The 22,515-nt window shown below is 51.3% G+C and carries 16 protein-coding genes and 1 pseudogene; 7 read left to right on the top strand and 10 right to left on the bottom strand.

Features of this window, described 5'->3' with window-relative positions; genetic code table 11:
- Positions 1-19: 19 nt before the first annotated feature.
- Positions 20-1,110 (top strand): IS1 family transposase gene (locus tag IPI63_RS06595; RefSeq protein ID WP_292477513.1). Its coding sequence is split into 2 segments (ribosomal slippage): positions 20-773 and positions 773-1,110, totalling 1,092 coding nucleotides; the frame shifts between segments, so codons are not numbered across the junction.
- Here the strand turns inward: IPI63_RS06595 and IPI63_RS06590 are convergent.
- Positions 1,042-2,364 carry a S8 family serine peptidase gene (locus IPI63_RS06590; protein WP_292477510.1) on the bottom strand — a complete coding sequence of 441 codons (1,323 nt, stop codon included), beginning with the start codon at positions 2,362-2,364 and terminating at the stop codon, positions 1,042-1,044. The two genes, IPI63_RS06595 and IPI63_RS06590, sit on opposite strands and share 69 nt — an antisense overlap.
- 100 nt (positions 2,365-2,464) lie before the next feature.
- Entirely contained in the window at positions 2,465-3,355 is an 891-nt protein-coding gene (locus IPI63_RS06585; protein ID WP_292477508.1) for an AAA family ATPase, read from the bottom strand.
- A 264-nt stretch (positions 3,356-3,619) separates the two neighbouring features.
- Here IPI63_RS06585 and IPI63_RS06580 point away from each other — a divergent pair, with 264 nt between their 5' ends.
- Both IPI63_RS06580 and IPI63_RS06575 read left to right on the top strand, forming a co-directional pair.
- Complete coding sequence (locus tag IPI63_RS06580) at positions 3,620-4,135, top strand: hypothetical protein (RefSeq protein ID WP_292477506.1); 516 nt, start codon at positions 3,620-3,622, stop codon at positions 4,133-4,135.
- A 177-nt stretch (positions 4,136-4,312) separates the two neighbouring features.
- Positions 4,313-5,293 (top strand): ketopantoate reductase family protein, encoded by a 981-nt coding sequence (locus IPI63_RS06575; RefSeq protein ID WP_214064904.1) that lies wholly within the window; start codon positions 4,313-4,315, stop codon positions 5,291-5,293.
- 24 nt (positions 5,294-5,317) lie between these two features.
- Here IPI63_RS06575 and IPI63_RS06570 read toward each other — a convergent pair whose 3' ends face one another.
- From IPI63_RS06570 to IPI63_RS06560, 3 genes are read right to left on the bottom strand one after another with little or no spacing between them, the layout of a single operon-like run.
- A complete protein-coding gene (locus IPI63_RS06570; RefSeq protein ID WP_214064903.1) occupies positions 5,318-6,055 on the bottom strand; it encodes an ABC transporter permease in 738 nt (245 codons plus the stop codon).
- Between the two features lies 1 nt (position 6,056).
- A complete protein-coding gene (locus IPI63_RS06565) occupies positions 6,057-6,908 on the bottom strand; it encodes an ABC transporter ATP-binding protein (protein WP_292477503.1) in 852 nt (283 codons plus the stop codon).
- A gap of 4 nt (positions 6,909-6,912) precedes the next feature.
- On the bottom strand, positions 6,913-8,985 hold the full coding sequence (locus IPI63_RS06560; protein WP_292477500.1) for a putative cobaltochelatase: 2,073 nt from the start codon (positions 8,983-8,985) through the stop codon (positions 6,913-6,915).
- A 278-nt stretch (positions 8,986-9,263) separates the two neighbouring features.
- Here IPI63_RS06560 and IPI63_RS06555 point away from each other — a divergent pair, with 278 nt between their 5' ends.
- The 3 genes from IPI63_RS06555 to cobN all read left to right on the top strand — a co-directional run bounded on the left by IPI63_RS06555 (position 9,264) and on the right by cobN (position 14,603).
- Positions 9,264-10,274: an ABC transporter substrate-binding protein gene (locus tag IPI63_RS06555; RefSeq protein ID WP_292477497.1), complete on the top strand. Its 1,011-nt coding sequence runs from the start codon at positions 9,264-9,266 to the stop codon at positions 10,272-10,274.
- A 58-nt stretch (positions 10,275-10,332) separates the two neighbouring features.
- Positions 10,333-10,566 (top strand): hypothetical protein, encoded by a 234-nt coding sequence (locus IPI63_RS06550; protein ID WP_292477494.1) that lies wholly within the window; start codon positions 10,333-10,335, stop codon positions 10,564-10,566.
- 230 nt (positions 10,567-10,796) lie between these two features.
- Positions 10,797-14,603, top strand: coding sequence for a cobaltochelatase subunit CobN (gene cobN, locus IPI63_RS06545; protein WP_292477492.1), 3,807 nt, complete (start codon positions 10,797-10,799; stop codon positions 14,601-14,603).
- A 359-nt stretch (positions 14,604-14,962) separates the two neighbouring features.
- Here the strand turns inward: cobN and IPI63_RS06540 are convergent, their stop codons facing one another.
- From IPI63_RS06540 to tnpA, 5 genes and pseudogenes are all read right to left on the bottom strand, one after another.
- Complete coding sequence (locus IPI63_RS06540; RefSeq protein WP_292477489.1) at positions 14,963-17,053, bottom strand: DUF460 domain-containing protein; 2,091 nt, start codon at positions 17,051-17,053, stop codon at positions 14,963-14,965.
- Positions 16,981-17,850, bottom strand: a complete 870-nt coding sequence (locus IPI63_RS06535) for an RIO1 family regulatory kinase/ATPase (RefSeq protein ID WP_214066202.1) — start codon at positions 17,848-17,850, stop codon at positions 16,981-16,983. Before IPI63_RS06535 ends, IPI63_RS06540 begins: the two co-directional genes overlap by 73 nt.
- 26 nt (positions 17,851-17,876) lie before the next feature.
- On the bottom strand, positions 17,877-19,094 hold the full coding sequence (locus IPI63_RS06530) for an isocitrate/isopropylmalate family dehydrogenase (RefSeq protein WP_214066203.1): 1,218 nt from the start codon (positions 19,092-19,094) through the stop codon (positions 17,877-17,879).
- Positions 19,095-19,244: 150 nt separating this feature from the next.
- Positions 19,245-20,327 carry a glucokinase gene (locus tag IPI63_RS06525; protein WP_292477483.1) on the bottom strand — a complete coding sequence of 361 codons (1,083 nt, stop codon included), beginning with the start codon at positions 20,325-20,327 and terminating at the stop codon, positions 19,245-19,247.
- Between the two features lie 273 nt (positions 20,328-20,600).
- Positions 20,601-20,914 (bottom strand): annotated as a pseudogene (gene tnpA / locus IPI63_RS06520) (IS200/IS605 family transposase); the annotation flags it as partial.
- 127 nt (positions 20,915-21,041) lie between these two features.
- Between tnpA and istA the strand changes: the two are divergent.
- Positions 21,042-22,514: an IS21 family transposase gene (gene istA / locus IPI63_RS06515; protein ID WP_292478209.1), complete on the top strand. Its 1,473-nt coding sequence runs from the start codon at positions 21,042-21,044 to the stop codon at positions 22,512-22,514.
- The last annotated feature ends 1 nt before the right edge of the window (position 22,515 follow it).

Below are 22,515 nucleotides of genomic sequence, written 5' to 3'. Positions count from 1 at the left end.
CTACATGGGGTGTAGCAAAATGGGCAAAAGAGGTCCAAAGCCTCGATTCTTGGATGTAGCATGCCCGAATGAGCAGTGCAATCTATTTGGAATTGCTGGGAAAAGAAACGTCACTGTGTACGGAACTTACAAGATAAGCTCCGGCAAGGTCAGGAAATATATTTGCCACACATGTGGTACCAGATTCTGTGATAGAACTAACACTGCATTCTATGACACAAGAACAAACGAAGAAAAGATCAAGCTGGCTCTAAAAATGGCCATGCGTGGAATGAGTGTCTTAGGAATAGCTGAGATCCTTGAGTCAAAACCATCTACTGTAAGCACTTGGATCTCGAAAGCAGCAAAGCATAGTGAAAAAGTCAATGAAGTTGTCTTGAAGGATGTAGAGACCCCAAAGGTAGAGATGGACGAGGCATGGACTTTTGGGGAAAAAACACTACCCAGAGAAGGTGAATACGAAGATAAAGGAACTTGGATCTGGATAAGCATGGCTGCAAATTGCAGGTTGGTGCTTTCACATGTTATCGGTGAGCGATCTCAGGAAAATGCAGATCAGCTCGTTTCAAATACTGCCAAAAGACTCAGATCAATGCCGCTCTTTGTGACAGATGGATTAAGACTATATGCAGCAGCTCTTCGAAAGCAATATGGAAAACTACAGCCGTTCGCACCAACAGGCAAGCGAGGGCGACCTCGAAGTCCTAAATTAATCGTAGATGAACTATTACAATATGCTCAAGTCATTAAAATGAGGGTCAACGGTAGACTAAAAAAGTGGTCAAGAGAATCATATTTGGCAAAGATATAGACCACAAAATGATATCTACCAGCTACATTGAACGGCAAAACCTGACATGCAGACAAGATAATAACCGCATATCAAGGAAAACCATAGGTTTCTCTAAGGAGACTGCAGAATTGAATAACCAAATGACCCTATATTTCGCGCACTTCAACTACTGCCGAAAGCATCGTGCTCTAAAATATAGAAATGAGATGGGCATAACGAAGTTCAATAGTCCCGCGAAGCAAGCTGGCTTAATCGATCATGTCTGGAGCTTGCAGGAACTCTTGACTTTTCCATATTACAAAACTCAAACCCATTAGAGGCTCACGACCGAAATTCCCAGAAGGTATAACTATTATTATGTCTCTACCGATCGCAGACAGCTCATACAATGTATCATCAATTAATGAAGCCCACCTAAATTGACGCTTTCCAATACCTATAATATCGTTTTCATTACCAATAGAGAGATTAATAACTTTAATCTGGGGATATTGGCGCAAAAATACATTCAATGATTTTAAAAATTGAGACTCTATCATTTTCTGATTATCATATTCACCATTTTCATCAAGAACTCTTGCAGAAAATAACCAACAATCTGGATAGAACTTTTTATCACTGATACATTGAACAAGATCGCCATATAGTGATAATCCTGCGATAGATGTTCCATGTCCACATTCATCAATCGGAGATTTTCCGCGCAAAAAAGATTTTGCTTCTCCAACAGCTCTTTCCAGAAGAGGGTGTCCTGAGGTAATTCCTGAGTCAATTACCAAGACGCCAGTAGCATCCAGCGAAGGTTCTATGATATCGAAATCTCTTATGGATTCTTCTTTGATTTGTGCAATAGATAGCTTAGTTCTTGGCGGTATGTCGATCGATGCTATTTGGGGCAACTTAATGATCTCATCAATCAATTCCGTGTTTAATTCCATTCTCATTACATAAAAAGATCCGGTTTTTAATTTGCTGAGCCATTTACCCCCATTGTAAATAACAATATTTCTTAGTTCGCGAGACCATTTATCCATTTGTCGGACAGAATCTCTATCTTCTCCGAGGAACCAAAATTCGACATCTACAATTGCTTTTTCTTTTGAAGATAAATATGATGATAAATGAGGTCCCTTCTTAGTTTTTTCATCAATTTTTTCCAGATCGATGAATGCATCTAAAAAGGGGTATTTTCTTCTTGCAGAATCAGTAACATATTCATCCAATTTATCATAAAAATCATCGAAATGTTTATTCGAAGAAAATACTATAATAGCTTTCTTATCAACTACAGATAATATTTTTAGACCAAGTCGCTCAATTTCGCTGGATTTTACAGAACCCTTTAGATCGATCCGATATATAAGAGCTGGATCTATGTGACCTTTATATTGTTCTTGTAGCTGCTGAAATTCTTTGAATATTTTATCACAGTCTTCGCGTGCCTTCTCTCTGAATTTTTCTCTCTCTTTAGGCCCTCTAGGAGTAATATCACTGTCTGGACGCCCGCGCCTTCTACTCCTTGGCAAGTCTGATTCTAGCTTGATTAACGGTAAGTGTGGAAGTTCCTGCATTAGTCTTTTAACTTTATATAATTTTTCTGATATGTTATTCTTTTTTTCTGGTTTGACAATTGCTTATTAATATCATCCATTGAAATAGTGCCCTTGTTATCTAATATATTCCTTTTATAGCGTTTAAACAAACCATCTCGATATCGGCAGGGGACATTCCTTTCATATTGTCGGCAAGTAAATGATAATCCATTGATGTAGTTCGGACAGATCGCAGGTTGCGTTTGATTAATTTGATTCTATTTTCTTTATTAGGAATATCAAATAAAATTATATCATCGAATCTTCTCCAAAGTGCAGGATCTAATAAATGCTGATGGTTTGTTGCACATATTATTATAGATTCGCTTGAATGATTATCTATCATTTGGAGGAAATTATTGACAACCCTTTTCATCTCTCCGTGCTCAAAAGGATCGTCACGTTGCTTACCGATAACATCAAATTCATCAAAAAAGATTATCCATCTACCATCTCTTATAAAGTCAAATATCTTTCTCAGATTTCCGGCTGTTTCTCCAAGATAAGACGATATAACTCCATCAAACCTTATATAAACCATAGGGTATCCTAAGATCCCACTTAATACTTGTGCTGTTAGTGTTTTTCCGCAACCAGGCGGACCAAAGAATAAGAGAGTTTGTTTAGGTTTAAGGCCATAAACACTTAATATTTCCCTTTTATTATTCTCCTCAATAATACTCTCTAATGAATTGCGAATCTTAGTTGTTACGACCAGATCTGTCCAATCTTTCTTAAATTTCTTTATTTCCAATAATGGTAACCTTCTCTCATTATCAACGGGTATTTTCAAAGATTTAAAACTATTAATAGAACTGTTTGGACGATAAAGCATATTTCTTAAATCCCTAGCTAAGAGATTGTTCCTCTTCAGTTCTTCTTCTTCGATAATCTCTTCTGCAGCTCTCAAGAATTCCTCTTTATCGCCATATGAAGCAATCAATTTCCTTAACTTGGATCCACTGTCCATTTCACTTTATGTACACACTCATAATATAAAGCGATTATGAGAGATTGCGCCACGTGTATAGCCCCGAAACTTATGACTTTATATAACCATCGCTGGGCTCTTTCCGCCCTGGGAAGGAACGAAGAAGCTGTGACCGTTTTCGACGGGGCCGTAGAGCCTGTCAGTTCCCAGCTGTGAGAGTATCTACAGGCTCCCGAGGGAGGTCTCACATTCACCCCGCACACAGCTTGGCCTTTAATCTCTGCAAGCACCCCGTACTCATCCATGGAAATCGAACTCCATCCGGCAGTCTCCCTGCTGGAAGAGACATTCAATGTCCTGGTCGCCCCGGTACAGATGCTGGTCTGTGCCCTGAACAGCCACATCGATCTGCAGCGCTACAGGACCCTCTACATCCCTGGCAACTACTCCCGCATTCTCAGCCGGCTGGATCGCAACATCACCGAGCTGGAGGTCCGCCGGGCCTTCACCTCCTTCCAGCTCATGACCATCCTGGATGAGAACCGCCACAGCTTCCTGATCATCGAGCATGATCCTATGCTCTACCAGGATGCAGGAGAGATGGTGGAATGCATCGCCCAGCATCTGCGCCAGACCTCCAGAGAGGCGACAGTCCTGCTCTATGCACCGGCTCTTGATCCACACCTGCAGAGGATGGCCGAGCTGGCCGACAGGATGTTCTGCTTTTATGAGATGCCGGGGGCTTCAGCAAAAGGCCGGGGAAAGGCCAAACAGAAGATGAAGGAGGGCGCCCAAAGAACACTGGAGGCATACTCATGAGCTGGCCGGGGGGGCTAGCAGGAGAGCCTCATCGGGCCGGGCGGGCGCAAATGGTGAATGGAATGGAATGGAATGGAATGTAAATGAGACCATCAAGGCGGCGGCTTGAGAATCTCGCATTCAATGCCCGCTTCATCTTCGAAATCCTCTTAAATCGTTCGCACAGATCGATCCCCAATGAATGAGATCCAGAGCCCTACCTATCTCGTCTTCGGCACAGGAGCCATCGGCAGCGTTCTGGGGGGCTTTCTGCACAAGATCGGGAGAGATGTAACCCTTGCCGGCCGGGGAGCTCATTTTCGAGCCGTGCAGCAGGAGGGGTTGGGGATCAGAGGGATCTGGGGAGAGCATCTCGTCCCCAAAGAGGAGATCAGGACTCTCTCCGATCCCAAGAGCGAGGCGGGGAGGTTCTCGACCATCCTCCTCGCAGTCAAATCCAAGGACACCCTGGATGCAGCCAGAGAGGCGGCCCCTCTCCTGTCAGAGGATGGGATCATGGTCTCCATCCAGAACGGCCTGGGCAACTGGGAGACGATCGCCAGATTTGTGGGCGAGGGGCGTACAGTCGGGGCGCGGGTGATCTTCGGGGCGGAGATTCCCAGGCCTGGCCTGGCAAAGGTCACTGTGAATGCAGACGACGTCCTCTTGGGAGAGCCCTTCTGCCCGGTGAACCGGCAGCTCTTGCAGTCGCTGGAAGAGGACCTCCGGCTCTCCGGCATCCCGGCCAGGGTGGTAACAAGGGAGGAGATCTGGTCAGCTCTGTGGGGAAAGGTGCTCTACAACTGCTCTCTCAACCCCCTGGGTGCCATCTTAGAGGTTCCCTACGGCCGGCTGGGGGAGAACGAGGAGACCAGGATGATCATCCGGGGGATAATAGAGGAGATATTTCAGGTCTGCCGGGCCCGGGATGTCACCCTACCCCATAAGGATGCAGAAGAGTACTACCACTTTCTGCTGGAAAAACAGCTCCCGCCCACCAGTGATCACCGCGCCAGCATGCTGCAGGACATCCTCGCAGGAAGGAGGACGGAGATCGAGGCCCTGAACGGGGCCATCTCCCGCCTGGGCAGGGAGAGCGGGATCTCAACCCCCTGTAACGATCTTCTCTCTCATCTCATAAGGTTCAAGGAGAAGAGGGGCGAGCTCATCCCTCCATGAGATGACCCCTTCCAGCCGGGCCTGCTAAACGCTCATCCTCCGAAGGGCCATCATCCCTCCACCTAAAAACAGCAGGAAGAAGAGGAAGAGAACCAGAAAAGATGACCAGGGAAGCGGCTGATCCAATGCCGCCGCCCTCAGAAACTGGCTGGAGTGGGTGAGGGGCAGGGCATACAGGGCCATCTTCAGCCCTAATGGGACCTGGGAGACGGAGAAGAAGGTGCCGCCCAGAAAGGTCATAGGCATCAGAATCAGGCTGCCGAATGTGGCCATATCCTCGTGAGAGCGGGCCAGCAGTGCCGCCAACACCCCCAGAAAGGCAAATGTAAGGCAGCTCAGCAGCAGCCCGATCAGAAACGGCAGAGTGATATGGATATGCCTGGCGATGAGAAAGGCCACCAACAAGAACGCTACTGAGCTCAATAAACCCCTCACCACCCCGATCAGGGCCTTCCCCAGGAGAATGGAGGGCAGTCCCACCGGGGCCATGAGGCATTCATCAAAGCTCTTGAAATAGAGGCGATCGACATTGAGCCTGGTGCCGGCCCCATTGAAGCTGGTGGTCATGGCGGTCAGAGCGATGATTCCCGGTATCACGAAATCAAGATAATTGGTTCCGTTCATATCTATCCCCCGACCCAGGCCCCAGCCAAAGGCCACCAGATAGAGAAGAGGGCTCATCAGAGTGGTGAGAAGATAGCGAGGCCAGCGCCGCCTGAGCGCTGCCAGGTCCGACCAGAGTATGCTGAAGGCATCGATCATGCTACTCTCCCATCACCCTTTCGCCTGTCAGCTCAATGAACACATCCTCCAGGTTGGACTGTCGCATGATCACCCTCTCTGAGCCTGGCAGATCCTGAATAAACTGGGAGGCGCTTGACCGATCCGGAAAGTAGCTGTAAGTTGTGCCATTTGCCTCCCCTTGCACCTCCACGGCCACCATTCCCAGCTTCCTTCTGAGCTCTAAAGGAGCTCCCAGGGCTATGAGCCGGCCGTGATGAAGGACTCCAACCCGCTGACACAAGGCCTCGGCCTCTTCGATGTAATGGGTGGTCAGGAAGACCGTCGCCCCCTCAGAGTTCATCCTGCGGATGAGATCCCAGACCCGGCGTCTGGTTTGGGCATCCAATCCCACCGTCGGCTCATCCAGGAAGAGGAGCTTGGGCCTGTGAATGAGAGCCCGGGCGATCATGGCCCTTCTCTTCATCCCTCCGGATATGCTATCGATGAGCTGATCAGAGTGATCGGACAGCCCCACATAATCGAGCAGTTCTGCTATCCTCTCTTCTCGTTTTTTGGATGGAAGGTGGTGCAGCCGGGCATGAAGCTCCAGGTTCTCACCTATGGTCAGATCCCGGTTCAGGCTCAAATGCTGCTGAACCACGCCAAACTCCGACTTCACCCTGGACGGGTCCTTTGCCACATCGATGCCATTGACGAAAACCCGTCCGGACGAGGGCTTGGTGAGGGTGGTGAGGATGCGAATGGTGGTGGTCTTGCCCGCGCCATTTGGCCCCAGGAAGCCGAAGAGCTCTCCCCGGGCGACCTCAAGATCCAGGTCATCTACCACCTTCTTCCCCGAGTACACCTTGCTCAGGCCCGATATCTCGATCATCGCATTACGTTGTAGCATACTCATTTATGGCAGCATCATCGAACAGAAGCCTCTGCTCTTCATCTACAATCCTGAGCAGGGACTCGGGGGTTAAGCTGGATAGGGGATAATACTTTCCCTGGCACCTATCAGCGATCTGATGACAGTAGCCCAGGCGCATATCCAGAAAGGAGCTTTCCACGACCTCCGTATCGATGACGATGGTATGAATCCCCAGGTGCTTTATCCTCTCTGAGATCTCCATCAGCTCGTCTTTGATCTTTCCACCCATTCCCTCATTGGCCCTGCCATCGGAGATGAGAACCATCATCAGTTTGCTCTCCTCATCCTTTCTCAGCTCGCCTTGCAGGAGCTGCAAAGCCCGGGAGAGGCCGGAGGATAGGGGTGTCTTGCCCCCGGTGGGGAGCTCTTGCAAGCGGCCAAGGGCCAGGTCCACGCTGCTGCAGGGGGGGAGTATGATCTCGGCTTCTTTTCCTTTGAAGGCGATCATGCCGATCTTGTCCCTCTTCTGATAGGAGTCCATCAGCAGGGAGAGGACTGCACCCTTGGCGCTCTCCATCCTCTGATTGGCCCCCATGGATCCGCTGGCATCCACCACGAAGAGGACTACTGCGGAGGTCTTGCCCACCCTCTCCTTCTCCCTTATGTCCTCGCCCCTCACAATGATGGCATTGGGGCCGGACCTGACCTTTTGATAGGGGGCAGCGGCACGAATGGTGGCATCAATGGCAATATCCTTTCCCTCCTGAGGCATCCTCTGGCGCAGATACCGGCCGCGGTTGCGCAGGGACAGCGTATTCATCCTCCTGCCACAGCTCTTGCGGCGGGCGATCCGGTCCCTCTTGCGGGGCATATTTATGGCACGCACATCGATAGGTGCCCCGATCTCGAATATCCTCTCTTGGGGCTTTGCGGCCTGTTTTTGATCTGTGCCCTTCTGTTCCGAGGCCTCCTGTGGCTGCTGCTCATTCTTCTTCTGCTGCTTGGGCTCTTGATCCTGCTGCTGATGCTCATGCTGCTGATGCTCATGCTGTTGATGTTCCTGCTGCTTTTCGGAGATGGACTTCTCCAGCCGCTCCTTGTTCAACGTGGGCGGATCAAATGGCCTGCTCCTCATCCTATGGGCCAGGGCCAGTTCCATGGCCTTCCTGACATCCTCCAAGCTGACCTCAGTTCGACCATCGAAGGCGGCGATGGTCTTGGCGGTTCTGGTAACGACTATCTCCGCTCGGTGCGTCTTGACTCCAAGATCGATGCAGGTGGAAGCGATCAACCGGAGGAGGTCATCATTCAAGCTCACCTGACTGAGAAGCTGGCGAGCCCTGGAGATCCTCTGCTTCATATCCATCTGCTCTTGTTGCCATTCTCTGGCAAATCCCTCCGGGTCAAGGTCAAAAGCCTCTGCGGTCTTGACGATCTGCATTCTCTGCTCCACATCCTCAATTCCAGCAACGCTTACCTGCAGGCCGAACCGGTCCAGAAGCTGGGGCCTGATCTCTCCCTCCTCGGGATTCATCGTCCCCACCAGGATGAATTTGGATGGATGAGCCACAGACACACCCTCCCGTTCCACAATGTTGACTCCCATGGCGGCAGCATCCAGCAGCACATCAGCCACGTGATCGTCCAGAAGATTGACCTCGTCGATGTAGAGGATGCCACGATTGGCGGCTGCGAGAATGCCGGGCTCCAGCGCCTTTATCCCCTCTTTTATGGCCCGTTCCACATTCAAAGATCCGACTACTCGATCCTCGGTTGCTCCCAGGGGCAGATCAACCACAGGGGTCTTTTTCTCCACTGCTGTGATCTGATTTGATCGGCTCTTCTGATAGCACTGGTCGCACATATCCTCCGGGTTCTCCGGATTACAGTTGAAGGGGCAGTCGGATGCCACCTGGATGGTCTCCAGTAGATCTGCCAAGGACCTTACTGCTGTGGATTTGGCAGTCCCCTTGTCGCCCCGGATCAGGACGCCGCCGATGCGGGGATTGATGGCATTCAGAATCAGGGCAAATCTCATATCGTCCTGCCCTACAATGGATGTAAATGGTATGGTCCTTCTCTTCAAGTGATGCATGCAATCGCCTTTTTTTTATTTTCGTGCCACTGACGTATATAAGGCTTATGTCATATTAAAAAGCAAGTCATAAAGATAAAGCCTGTTGATCGTACACTAGATGCTAAAGTAATACTTTATAGAGAAGATATATAAGGAAAGAATACAATGATGCAAAAAAATCATATCAGAATGGATGGATTAACATGCTTTCAAGAGCCCCGTTGAGTTGTTTAGCTGCTACACTATGTATCCTTATTCTATCTCATCCTATCTTATCTGAGGAGACAGAATACCCGTTGACCATCAGTGATTCAGCCGGACGGACCATAACCATACCCATGCCGGTACAAAGGATCATCACCCTTAGCACCGATCATGCGGAAGCAGTGATGATGCTTGGAGATGGAGATAAGATCATAGGAGTCAGCGATAACCTGAAATCGAAGGTCGAAATATTCCCAAGTCTCAAGAATAAGCAGGGTGTGGGCAAATGGAACGAGGTCAACTTCGAACAGATCGGCGAGATCGCCCGCCAGGGAGATACAATAGTCCCCGACATCATCGTCCTCGCTTACACCTATCCCGATAAACCTTATGGAGCAGCGAATGTAGCTATGGGATTGAAGCCCTTTGGAAATATAACCGTCGTAGGTCTTGATTTCTACAAGCCGGAGAACCTCACGCAGGACGTCCAGCTCCTTGGAAAGATATTGAACCGCAATGATGAGGCTCAAGATTATCTGGACTGGCTGGATTCTAGCCGCACGAAGATCACCAATGCCATCAAGGGCGATGACATTCCAAATGTCTACTTTGAGAGCAATAATAAAGGTGGGCTGGGGGAATTAGCCACTTATGGGATGGGCTCCGGGATCGATGAAATGATCAGGCAATCCGGGGGAATCAATATCGCAGGGGATCTCGAAGAGATGTATCCAAAGGTCACCTGGGAGTGGGTGATAACTCAGAATCCCTCTGCAATTATAAGGATTCAATCCTCAGATAAGATCGGATGGGATAGGTCAGCATCACAGGACACAACGACTCTAGAAGGTATAGCAGATGAGATCATAGGCCGGGCAGGTGGGGAAAAGATACCAGCAATATCCGACAAAGACGTTCATGTGATCTACTGGGATATGATGTTCGGAATGGACAGCGTTGTCGGGCAGACATATCTAGCCAAAATTTTGCACCCGGATGCAGATCTACATCCCAAAGATGTATACCGCGAGTACTTGAAGTTCTTGGGGATCGAGTTCCCGGAGGAGAGAATATTCGTCTATCCGCCCTTGGATGAGAATTAAATGAGGGCATCACATTTTTTTATCTGCTGTAATTGGCATCTACGGCGATGCTGGTGATATGCCTGCAGTTCTCGCTTTCGATTATACTCTGGAGATCCTCTATAATCAAACCGCAGATGTCCACTCCTCCCTAAAGGATGGGATATGCTCTTCAGGCTGGTTGCGGAGAAAGGTGGGGGCAGATATTCTTTTAAAAGTGTTTAGAAGCGAATTCTGCAAGACCAATTATATATCCTCAGGAAAACAGGAAGGTATTCATATACTCCAGGGTGGAAGGCAACCAAATAAATAGACCTCGCCTGCAACTGATCGAGAGTTGGAAAGCATCCAGAATGAAATATGATGGCCCAGCTTGGCGGTATGCAACAGCCCGATGAGCTGCAGCCTCTCGCAAACCCATCTTTTTTACTGTTAACCAAACGGAAATTCTTATAACTATAGATGTATTTACTGTATTGATTGAGGATAAAATATGATCATATTAGATCAAAGTAACATTGAATCATTTGAAGGGATGCGTTCATGAGAATCACATGCCTTGTAGGTAATGCATATATATCCGTATTCACCAAGGCCGGAAGACATCTGGCCTTAGATATGCAGCTCTTTTCCACTCAGAGGCTTGATGATCAGCCGGACAGGATTTCCGAGGCATTGAGGGCCTGCCAGGAATGCGACCTGATCTTCATTCACCGCGGCAGCAGTGGGATCTGGGACGAGATGGAGCCGAGTCTAAGAGAGCTGGGAAGGATCAAGCCCATCGTCTGCCTGGGCTATGATCAGGCCTACTGGATGCTCTCTACAGCTCCCGCAGATGTTGTGATAACTGCAAATGCTTACCTGACGCATGGCGGAGAGAGCAACATAAAGAACATGTTCCTGTATCTCTGCCGGGAGCTGCTGCACAATGATGTGGACGCCCTTCCACCCAGTCCCATGCCATGGGAGGGGGCATACCATCCAGATGCCCCGCATCACTTCGAGGATATTCATGAGTATCTCAAGTGGTATGAGCCTGACGACGGCCCTGTTGTAGGCCTTCTCTTCTCCAGGTTTTACTGGGCGAACAGAGATATGGCCGCAGAGGAGGGGCTGATCAGATCTCTGGAAAGGGAAGGACTGAACGTAATTCCTGTGTTCTCATATTCAGTTAAAGATGATGATCTTGGCACCAGGAGCATGGGCGAGGTGGTACGGGACTACTTCTTCATCGACGGCAAACCGATCATAGACGTCATGGTAAAGACGGCCGCCTTCTTCCTGGGCCAGGACAAGAACAATATGAGCGGGACAGAGAAGAACCAAACCGGCATCGCTCTATTGAAGGAGCTGAATGTGCCTGTATTTGAGCCCATCCCCTCCACCCGCATGACCCTGGAGGAATGGGAGAACAGCATCGGACTTTCCGATGATATAGGCTGGGCTGTGTCCATGCCGGAGTTCGAAGGGATGATAGAGCCCATCGTCATCGGTGCCAGATCGAAGCAAGGCGATTATGAGATGCGTACGGCTATCCCTGAGCGCTGCACGAAGCTTGCCAGAAGAGTTAAGGGATGGACCAAGCTGGCCAGAAAGCCCATAACCGAGAGGCGTGTGGCTTTCATATTCCATAACAATCCCTGCACCTCAGTGGAAGCATCAGTGGGCGGCGGCGCGCACCTGGATACCATAGAGAGCGTTGCACGCATCATGGATAGAATGGATCAGGCCGGCTACTACCTTGAGAGCATCCCGAAGAGCGGCAAAGAGCTGATCGAGACCATAATGAACAGAAAGGCCATCTCCGAGTTCCGCTGGACGCCCATCGAGGAGATTGTGGCCAAAGGCGGCGTCCTGGCATATCAGACCAAGGAGGAGTACGAGCAGTGGTTCAATGCCCTCACCCCCCAGGTGAAGGACCGGGTCTGCGATGCCTGGGGAAATCCGCCTGGAGAGCCCAAATATGGCATCCCTGCGGCCATGCTCTACCAGGGCAAGATAGTCATCACCGGCGTTCAGTATGGCAATGTGGTGATCTGCGTGCAGCCCAAGCGCGGCTGTGCCGGAGCACGCTGCGATGGCCAGGTATGCAAGATCCTGCACGATCCCGATGTTCCTCCAACTCATCAGTACATGGCCACCTACCGTTACCTGGAGGATATATTCGGCGCAGATGTTCTGATCCACGTCGGCACTCATGGCAACCTGGAGTTCCTGCCCGGCAAGGGGGTGGGCCTATCCAAGGACTGCTATCCCGACATATGCATCGGCACAATCCCCCATCTTTACATTTACAATGCAGACAATCCGCCCGAGGGCACCATTGCCAAGAGGCGCAGCTATGCCGTATTGATTGACCACATGCAGACTGTCATGACTGAATCTGGGCTTTACGATGAGCTGCTGGAGGTGGACCGGCTGCTGGGCGAATACGAGACCGCCAAGCATGACCATGCCCGCTCGCACGAACTGCGCCATCTGCTCATCGATGCCCTCAAGGCAGCCAATCTCGATAAGGGCATGAAGGGGCTCGATAGTATGCCGGCAGGAGAGATTGTGACTGAGGCACACAATCAGCTAAGCCGCATCAGGAACACCCAGATAGATTCGGGAATGCACATATTCGGCGAACTGCCGCAGGACGAAAAGCGCATCGAATTCATAAACTCCATAATGAGATTCGAGGGGAATGGCGTCCCCCTTCGCAGCACAGTCGCCTCCATGATGGGGCTCTCATTGGAAGAGCTGCTGGCTGAGGCGGGGGCCATGAACGAGAGATATGGCAAATCGCATGGGCAGCTCTTGGAGATGATCGATGGAGTATGCAAGCAGCTCATCGGCGTATATCTTCAGGAAGGCGGGGCCGAGCCGTGCGAGGTTCTGGGCCTTCCTGCTGCAGGCTATGAGGATAAGCTGCAGGCCATTAAAGAGAAGGTGCTCGATCTCCAGGCCCGGATGGAGGCCTCGCTGGAGATCGAATCCCTGCTGAACGGCATTGGGGGCAGCTATATTGAGGCGGGGCCGAGCGGGCTTATCACCCGTGGCCGGGACGATGTTCTGCCCACAGGGCGCAACTTCTACTCCCTGGACCCCTACCGGGTGCCCACCAAGACCGCCTGGAAGGTGGGCTGCAAGCTCGGCGAAGCAGTGATCTCCAAGCACCGGAGTGATGAGGGTCGCTATCCCGAGAACGTCGCCTTCTTCTGGATGTGCAGCGACATCATGTGGGCAGATGGAGAGGATATGGCTCAGATGCTCTTCCTGCTCGGCGCAGAGCCGGTCTGGCTTTCTAATGGAAGGCTGAAGGGGTTCAGGATAATACCCCTGGAAGAGCTCGGCCGCCCAAGGATCGACCTGACCATCAGGGTCTCGGGCATCACCAGAGACAACTTCCCCAACTGCATCGATACAATCGACGAAGCTGTGCAGGCGGTGGCGGCGCTCGATGAGCCCCTGGAGATGAACCACGTTCGCAAGCACGCCCTGGCCAATTTGGAGAACGGCACAGCAAAGGACTGGCGAGAGGCAACCCTTCGAATATTCGCCAGCAAGCCGGGAACCTATCAGTCCGGCACCAATCTGGCCGTCTACGCCTCGGCATGGAAGGACGGGAAGGATCTCTCCGACATCTTCGTCTACTGGAATGGTTATGCCTATGGAAAAGGCGTGGCGGGGAGGGAGTCGCATCAGCATTTCGTCAACACCCTCAAGTCGGTGGATGTGACCTACAATAAGGTGGTCAGCGATGAGTACGATTTATTCGGATGCTGCTGTTACTTCGGTACACACGGAGGGATGACTGCAGCCGCCAGACACCTCTCCGGCAAGGATGTTAAGGCCTACTACGGAGACACCAGAGAGCCGGAGCATGTTGAGGTGCGGGACCTGGCAGACGAGGTCCGCCGCGTCGTTCGGACCAAGCTTCTCAATCCCAAGTGGATTGAGGGCATGAAGCAGCATGGCTACAAGGGTGCAGGCGACATATCCAAGCGTGTGGGGAGGGTCTACGGCTGGGAGGCCACGACGCAGGAGGTTGACGACTGGATCTTCGATGACATCGCCCGGACCTTTATCATGGATGAGGAGAACCGCAAGTTCTTCCAGGAGAACAACCCCTGGGCTATGGAGGAGATGGGACGCCGGCTGCTGGAGGCCGAGCAGAGGGGCCTGTGGAAGGCAGACCCTGAGGTCCTGGATGCCCTGAAGAACCTCTACCTGGAGATCGAGGGATGGATGGAGGAGAGGATGGGCGATGTTGAAGGCCAGTTCCAGGGCGGATCGATCGATGTCATCAATGCCGACGAGGTGGCTGCCTGGAAGGAGAAGATGAGAAAGGTGATCGGGGTGTAAGCCCAAGATCAATACAGGGCTGAAGATGGGCTTGGGGATCAACGGAGCCCGGGAAAAAATTCGCTCGCATCTGTGCATATTGCTCACAGTGGCCTGGCAGATATCAAAGGTCGATCGGAGTGCCGTGCGCCGATCGGATGACCACCCCAAAGATGCAGCTTGATCCCGGGCGCAGGGCAACCGTCTGCCTCATTCGATCCCAATTTACAAATGGTTCAGCTCCCGGCTGCGGCCAGAGGAACGGCCGCCCGGAATCAGAATGGCTCTTGGAATCGATAGAGAGCCAGGGCGCGCCGAAAGATATCGCTCCTATGGAAGGCCTCCTGGAGGCCTCCAGAAATCAGATTTGAGGGGCTGATTCAATTATACCCCTCCCTCCTGCCCATCTTCTCCCTCTGCTCCATCCTCTTCTTCCTCTTCTCCTCCTTCATCCTCTCCGCTTTATAATCCTGAAAGAGGCTCTCCAGCCTCTCCGCCTCCCGCCTCGCCTGCCGGGCCTTCTGCTGCACCCCCCACTTCTCCCGCGCCGCCTCCAGCTCCTCCGGCCGGATGAAGGGCAGGCCATCGATCCTCTGTACTGCAACCTCCCTGGAGGTGAATACGGGAAGATCCAGATCCAGGAAGTGCTCCTGCATCGCTGGGGCCATCTCCCCCTCTGCCACTATCGCCGCCACTCCCTTCTCCCGGAAGATCTCTGCTGTGCTCCTTCCCCCGCCGCTGGCATCCTCCAAGAGGACGAGATCCCCCTCGGCGAGAGCATAACGCTCCGCCGCAGCCAGCACTGCCTCGCGGGAGAAGGCCGCCACAGGCTTCAAGCGGCGCAGCCCCTTCACCGCCTCTATCCTCTCCGCCCTCTTCCGGGCAGCCACAGTCCTCTTCAGCCTCTTGGTGTACTTCCTCTCCGCGCGCAGGATAGAGCGCAGCCGTTCAATCTCTTTCTCCCGGATCCTGATCTCATGCTCCCTCTTGATCTCCCGGAGGGTCTTGTCCTTGGCCCGGTCCAGCCTCTCGTTCGCCCTCTGCAGATCAGCATCCTTCTTTGCCATCTGAGACCGAAGCTCATCCACATAGGAGCGCAGAGTCCTCACCTGCTCAGTCAGCTGCTGGATCTGCGAGCGCAGTCCGGCTGCATCGGGATCTGTGGCAGCTGCCCCTGTGACCGGGGTGGCCGCCGGGGCAGCCGTCGATGGCCTGCCCTCAGGCGGGGATGCCTGGGTGAACTCGGCGATGGCATTCTCGATGGAATAGCCCCGGACCACCAGGGCCTTGATCTCATCGGGGTCAACCTCCGCCGGCGCCTTCTTCTCCACTTGCATGAACTTGTTCTTGTATCTCTTGAAGGCGGCCAGGGCGGCGGCCAGGGCATCTCTCTCATGATCGTTCCTGTAGCCCAGCTCCTTGCCCAGGGCGATCTTCTCCTCGCCCGCCATATCCGTTCCCGGACTGAACAGGATGGCATTGAAGGCCCTCTTCACCTTCTCCACTGCCCCCGGAGTGGGAGAGACATCTGTGGCGACAATCAGCGGCCTTCCCCGGGCAGCTATCCACTCGATCACGTCCGAGGAGGAGATGGCACGGGAGCTGATCAGATCGACCAGTTCCCCCCGCAGGTTCAGGGCGGCGATGCCGGTGGTGGTTCCTGGGTCGAGGCCCACGATGATGTAGCCCCTGCGGTGCAGGAGGGGCTTGTACTGCAGAGCAGGCCTCTCTATGCTCTGTACCTTCAGTTGAGCATCGACTGAATAGCCGGCATTGATATGCACCTTATCCCGCGGGGCCTCCACCAGAAACTCCGCCCGGGTGAAGCCGCCCAGCCCCTCCACCGTCCGCAGGGAGTACTCCAGGCCCGCCTCGCGAAGCTGCCTTTCCACCTCACGGGCCAGAGACATCACTGCGCCATGGATCTTGCGGGTGTAGCGGTTCTGGCTCCAGCCACCCCTGCCCAGGGATCGCCTCCGGCTCACCTTGATCAGCGTCCTATCCTCAAAGGCGGAGACGACCGCCCCCACCCCCCTGGCCGCCAGCCTGGCCGAGGCCTCGGCCTCCTCCAGGGGTTTGGTGCGATCGAAGGTGATGCCATTCCAGCGGGCCAGACGGACCAGGGACTCCGGCCTCTCCCCGCCCGTCACCTGCACCAGACGGGTGGAGGAAGGGAGACGGCGCAGAAGGTTGATCAGGTCCCTGTGGCTCTCTGCCAGCTCATGCACATTATCCACGGCCACTATCTCCGGCTGCCGTTCCCTGATCATCCGGATCAGCTTATGCCTGCTGATCATATGGTGAGGGACAAGCGAGTCCCCCTCCAGGATCACCAATGAGTAGCTGGGAGCTCTGCGGCTGCCCGGTGAGCCGCTGGCGATATCCACCCCAAAGATGCTCAAATCCCCTCTGCCCCCCGGACGATCGAGAGCGCCTCTTCCAGCGGCATTTCCAGGCGGTATTTTCTCCAAAAGAAGCTCAATACATTGCTCAGGTCCCTCTGCAGGAGATCAGTTGCATGGGGGTGGGTGGCATCCACCGCCTGAGGCCAGTCGATTATCACCGGCCCTGAAGCGGCGATCATGATATTGAACTCGCTCAGGTCGCTATGAACGATATCCAAAGCCAAGGCCCGTCCCACCTCATGGAGAATCAGCCTCAGGCCCTCCTCGGGATCGGAGAGGGCCATCCTGTTGAGCAGCGTCCCTGGGACCTGCTCCATGACCAGAGCATGTCGGCTGATGGCCACCGGCCGGGGAATGGAGACATCCGGATGGAGCTTTGTCATCACCTGAAACTCTCTTCTTGCCGCCAGGGCAGCGGCATAAAGCCAGGGAACCCGAGGCTTATCCACAAGGTGATCGCGCAGGCGGCGTACATGCCTGAAGCTGGTCCGCCCCTGGCGATGGAACTTGATGGCCAGGGGCACATCGCCCTGGGCGAGAAGGACGATAGACTCCTTTCCCACCCCAATCTCTCCCCCTATGCCTCTCACCTGATCGCGCCGGACCAGCTCCGAGAGCGCCAGAAGGTCATAAGAATCGAAGTTTATCTGATATCCCAGATAGTGCTGCGCCTCCCGCACCACCAGCTTCCTCTCATAAAGGCGCTGGAGGAGGTACTCTGATTTGCCGGCGGAGAGGCCGGAGAGCTTGGTTATCAGAAAGGTTGGGACCCACTCATGGGTCCTCATCCCTCTTTCAATCGCAGCCAGAAGGGAGATATCCTCTCGGCTCAAGCTCAGAAATGCTTCTGCAAGATTTTCCACGGATCTTTAGTATGGGATTACTCCAGCTAAAGCTTTGCCTCTCCAGAGGGTTGATAGCTCTGCCAGCGGCCCAGCAGATCGGGATTGGATATGGTCTCAAGCACATAATCTGCGAACTGGGCACCCGTAGCGCCATCGGGCCGGCCGGTGATGCGTATCCTCTTCTCGAACTGGCCACAGATATCAAGGGCCATCTCCATCCGGTTGGCCTGTTGGGAGAAGCCGATATGGCGTAGCATCATCACACAGGCCCGCATCATGCTCGCCGGATCGGCGTACTGCGCTCTGCCCTCATCGACCATGCGCGGCGCAGAGCCATGTATGGCCTCGAACATGGCATATCTCTTGCCGATATTCGCACTCCCGGCAGTGCCCACACCGCCCTGGAACTCAGCCGCCTCATCGGTGAGGATGTCCCCATAGAGGTTGGGCAGGACGATCACCCGAAACTCGCGCCTCCGCTTCTCATCCACCAGCTTTGCTGCCATTATGTCCACAAACCAGTCATCGAACTGAACATCAGGATACTCGCCTGCCACTCGCCGGGCTATATCCAGGAACTTGCCATCAGTGGTCTTGATCACATTGGCCTTGGTGACTGCAGAGACCCTATTGATTCCGTTCTTCCGGGCATACTCGAATGCCAGGCGGACGATCCTCTCAGCTCCCTGGCTGGTGATCACCTTGAAGTCCACTGCCAGGTCATCGGTGACATTTAAGCCCAGGCTCCCCAGGACGTACTCCCCCTCAGTGTTCTCCCGGTAGAATATCCAATCGATGCCCTTCTCCGGCACCTTCACCGGCCGGACGTTGGCGAAGAGGTCCAGCTCCCGGCGCATGGAGACATTGGCGCTCTCAAGGTTTGGCCATTTGTCCCCCTTTTTGGGGGTGGTGAGGGGGCCCTTCAGTATCACATGGCACTGCTTGAGCGCCGCCAGGCTCTCCTCAGGAAGGGCCTTCATCGCCTGCGCCCTCTCCTCGATGGAAAGGCCGGAGATCCACCTCAGCTCAACCTTCCCCGACCGGATCTCTTCTGCCAGAATCTGCTCGAGCACCCGGACAGCCTCTTTGGTGATGAAGGGGCCGATGCCATCTCCTCCTACCACACCGATCACTACCGGCATAAGCCGGCTGTAGTCCGCCCATTCCTCCTCCGCTTTCATCTGATCAATGCGCTTGAGCTGCTCACTGAGCAGCGCGGCGAAGTGCTCCTTCGCCCTCTCTATGGCCCCAGTATGATTCATGATTCGCACCTGACTTTAAGGAGAGTACGGTTCTGTAAGATCAATCTTTTGCAGAAGCGAGCCTTTGTGAAGTCTCCAAAAGCTCCACTAAAACATTTCGCAATGACATAGTAAGGGCTAAAAAGTGCCATTTGGTCAATATGTATAGATTCAGATACTTGGTATCATTTCTTTGCATATCCAGAGGCCCCCTTTTATATTAATATCTTCATCCTTTATGATATAGATAGGAAATTGCATAAGAAGATCCCTCTGATTTTTATTTGAATGAATCTCGCGAATCATTCCACTATGGTCAATAAAAATTTCGTTTTTATTTATAGAATGTCCGCATAGGAAAATTCCACCATATGGTTGAAGCAATAAAGCCATGGTTTGAGCCATTCGTCCAACGCATCTGTAATAGAGATCAAGAGCTTGTTCTGATAGCAGATCATTTCGCTTAATTGCATTATCCGCAATTTTTTCAGCTGAAAGCTCCCTGCTCATATAAGTTCCAGACAAATGGGATATATTATTAATATTTTGCATACCTTTATAGATATTTACCAGCCCATCACCAGATGCAAAATCTTCCCAGCTAGGCCATATACCAGCGTTAATATTTTTCCTAAACCATTTGATCAGCCTCTCGTGTCTATAATCTAACGGATATATGGGTGAGTGCTGAATTTCAGATGGCAATATAATCCTGAGTGTGTTTCCGTTTTTTGCTTTTCCATAAATGATTCCTACGGTGCCTAAGCCTGTTCCAGGGGATAAAAGGATCATACTTGAAAACGGCGAAACATGCAGAACCTCATTTTCTTGCCTATAAATATTTTTACAAGATTTAGATAACGTTGGATCTTCCTCGAGCAGGTTCAACAGACCATACGCTGCTGCTTCCTGATCATTTAGCATTAGTGTGCGATCATCAGGAAATCCCCAATTAATTAGATCCCTTAAAGTTATAGTTGGAGATCCACACCAATTTGTAATCTTTGCCTTTCTATGCTCAAATACAGGACCAGCAAAATCAATCGCGCACTTAATTTTGCATTGTTTTTCAAAAATGGATTTTAATGTATATTTAATAAAACTTTCCAAATCGTTTTTAGAATGAATCGCCTTCTTAGTTATGTGGGGACAATTCGAGGAGGATGTTATTTTATTATTTTTTATAAAACTAATACATATACGTGTATTTGTTCCGCCGACATCTATTGCAATGGTAATATCCTCATCAGTCATTACTTTAGCACCTTTTTATTTGGCCATATATATAAGATTCTGAAATGGCATATCATATGCTATTTACAATATCAAGACAGAATTCTGTACAGAAGTTTAAAGATATAAAGTTAGTGGATCGCAGATTGGACGTTCATAGGAAGTCTATTGTTGTCGCAATCTTAAAAAATTGAAGCGAAGCAAACTCAGAATCTTAAAATCAAACTGCGCGCGGCCACCCCGCCCTAAAGGGACGGGGTATGCTTCGGGCCGCATGCTGCCGTTCTCCGGAATTCAGAAATCATCCAGTCTTCGTTGACCTGAAGCCATTGACTTGAAAAATCGGACCTCTGTTACAGCTTTTCCTTGAGACTCCCTAATATAGTGCGCAATCGTTCCAGCAGTTACATTTCCTACAGAACGAAAAATTTGCCGCTTGACCATAGATTTCCACCCCAATAGCTTTTTTTCAATTCAGGATGAAGTCTGAACAATCGATAAGAACTGCTTCCTTTCAAGTATTGAACAACTCTTGATAGAGATATGCTTGGGTGGAATTCCAGGAACAAGTGAACGTGATCCTCTACAATTTCCATTGCATGAATCTTGTTGTATTCGCCGACTCAATTTTGACCCCCCTATTTAAGGAAACGCCAGTTCGTTTTTGACCCCCCCCCAAAAAGGAAAGCCTTCCCTCTCCAAGTACTCTGAGAGGTGGGCGGTAAGGTGAAAACGATGGCAGATGTACGTAGAATCGTAGACCTGTACGAACTCCATAAGTCCTACAAAAAAGTAGCCCGCGAACTGAACATATCCCGGAACACTGTGAAAAAGTATCTTCATCAGGTCAAAGATGTGCAAGAAGGATTGGCGGAGGAGATCATTCCCAAAAACCGAAAGATCGTTCAACCCTCTCGCGTTCTCACTGATCTTGTCCGTCAGAAGATACATCAATATCTTGAGTCAAACATGGGATGCCCCAAAAAACAACGACTCACGGCAAAAAGAATCTGGGAGCTTCTCGTCCAGGATGGTCATAAAATAGGTTATACCACGGTCAAGGACGAAGTTGTCCGCTGGAAACGCACTAATGCACCCCGAGAGGTGTTTATCTTGCAGGAGCCGCGCATTGGTCAGCGTGCAGAATTCGATTGGGGCGAAGTCACACTCAATATCGCCGGAGTATGGCAGAAATTCTACCTTGCGGTCTTCGTCTTGCCCTTCTCGCTCTATCGATTTGCTCGCCTCTATAACAGATCAACCCGTCTGGAAGTGATCCAGGCCCACATCGAATTCTTCCGCGAGATCGGCTCAGTTCCCGAGGCGATATTCTATGACAGAATGGCTGCTGTATACGATTCTCGAAAGCAGCAGTTCAATGATAAATTTCTGGAATTCTCTATGCATTTCGGTTTTCAGCCCTGTGTCTGCAATCCAGCTTCACCTAACGAGAAAGGGACAGACGAAGAAAGTGTAGGCTATGTCCGGCGTGCCACTTTCAGCGAAAGGAGTTCATTTGCATCCATAAATGAGGCTGCTGAATGGCTAAAAATGCGCCTTGGCGAGATAAACGGCCATCCAGTCTATCGTCGATCCGATGTGCTGGTCCAGGGCCTTGATCAAGAGCGAGCCTTGATGCATCCATTGCCAACACTCGAATTTGAAAACTGCGAACTGAAACGTGCAACTATTTCGCGGTATTCATTGGTAAAATTTGACGGGAACTTCTACTCAATTCCGGATACATACCGTCCTCGATATATTACACTGAAGATGTTGGTGGATAGGATCGAGTTCCTTGATGGAAACGATATCATTGCAGTTCATCGTCGATTGGCTGGGAATCAGAAGTATTCGCTTGATATCGCTCATTACATCAAGACTTTTCATCGCAAACCGGGTGCGCTCCCAAATTCCAGAGTTTTAGCTCAGGCAGATGAACTGATTCGGGATGCTTTCAATCGCTATTATGCGAATGATCCAAAAAAATTTCTGCCTATTCTTGACCTGATAAAAGAGACCTCCCCTGAAAAATTTTCAACCGCTCTTGCGATCCTAAAAGAACAGAACATCCATCCGACCAGCGATAGCATTCGGTTTTTGCTTCATCAAACCAATGCTCTGATGGTTGAGCCCTTTGACATCGAGGGTGGTTTCGAGGTCCTGGAGCCGGATCTCACCATATTCGATCAGTTTATGGAGGGATAGA

Source organism: Methanothrix sp., assembly GCF_016706325.1.
GTDB lineage: Archaea > Halobacteriota > Methanosarcinia > Methanotrichales > Methanotrichaceae > Methanothrix.
Note: the sequence above shows the minus strand (reverse complement) of the source record. Positions and strands in the feature narration are given on the sequence as shown.

Excerpts from the sequence above, each read along its gene's own strand:
- IPI63_RS06550 (WP_292477494.1), top strand. The coding sequence starts at position 10,333 with ATGCCTGCAGTTCTCGCTTTCGATTATACTCTGGAGATCCTCTATAAT.
- IPI63_RS06590 (WP_292477510.1), bottom strand. The coding sequence starts at position 2,364 with ATGCAGGAACTTCCACACTTACCGTTAATCAAGCTAGAATCAGACTTG.
- IPI63_RS06525 (WP_292477483.1), bottom strand. The coding sequence starts at position 20,327 with ATGACTGATGAGGATATTACCATTGCAATAGATGTCGGCGGAACAAAT.
- cobN (WP_292477492.1), top strand. The coding sequence starts at position 10,797 with ATGAGAATCACATGCCTTGTAGGTAATGCATATATATCCGTATTCACC.
- IPI63_RS06565 (WP_292477503.1), bottom strand. The coding sequence starts at position 6,908 with ATGATCGAGATATCGGGCCTGAGCAAGGTGTACTCGGGGAAGAAGGTG.
- istA (WP_292478209.1), top strand. The coding sequence starts at position 21,042 with ATGGCAGATGTACGTAGAATCGTAGACCTGTACGAACTCCATAAGTCC.
- IPI63_RS06570 (WP_214064903.1), bottom strand. The coding sequence starts at position 6,055 with ATGATCGATGCCTTCAGCATACTCTGGTCGGACCTGGCAGCGCTCAGG.
- IPI63_RS06530 (WP_214066203.1), bottom strand. The coding sequence starts at position 19,094 with ATGAATCATACTGGGGCCATAGAGAGGGCGAAGGAGCACTTCGCCGCG.
- IPI63_RS06560 (WP_292477500.1), bottom strand. The coding sequence starts at position 8,985 with ATGCATCACTTGAAGAGAAGGACCATACCATTTACATCCATTGTAGGG.
- IPI63_RS06580 (WP_292477506.1), top strand. The coding sequence starts at position 3,620 with ATGGAAATCGAACTCCATCCGGCAGTCTCCCTGCTGGAAGAGACATTC.
- IPI63_RS06585 (WP_292477508.1), bottom strand. The coding sequence starts at position 3,355 with ATGGACAGTGGATCCAAGTTAAGGAAATTGATTGCTTCATATGGCGAT.
- IPI63_RS06575 (WP_214064904.1), top strand. The coding sequence starts at position 4,313 with ATGAATGAGATCCAGAGCCCTACCTATCTCGTCTTCGGCACAGGAGCC.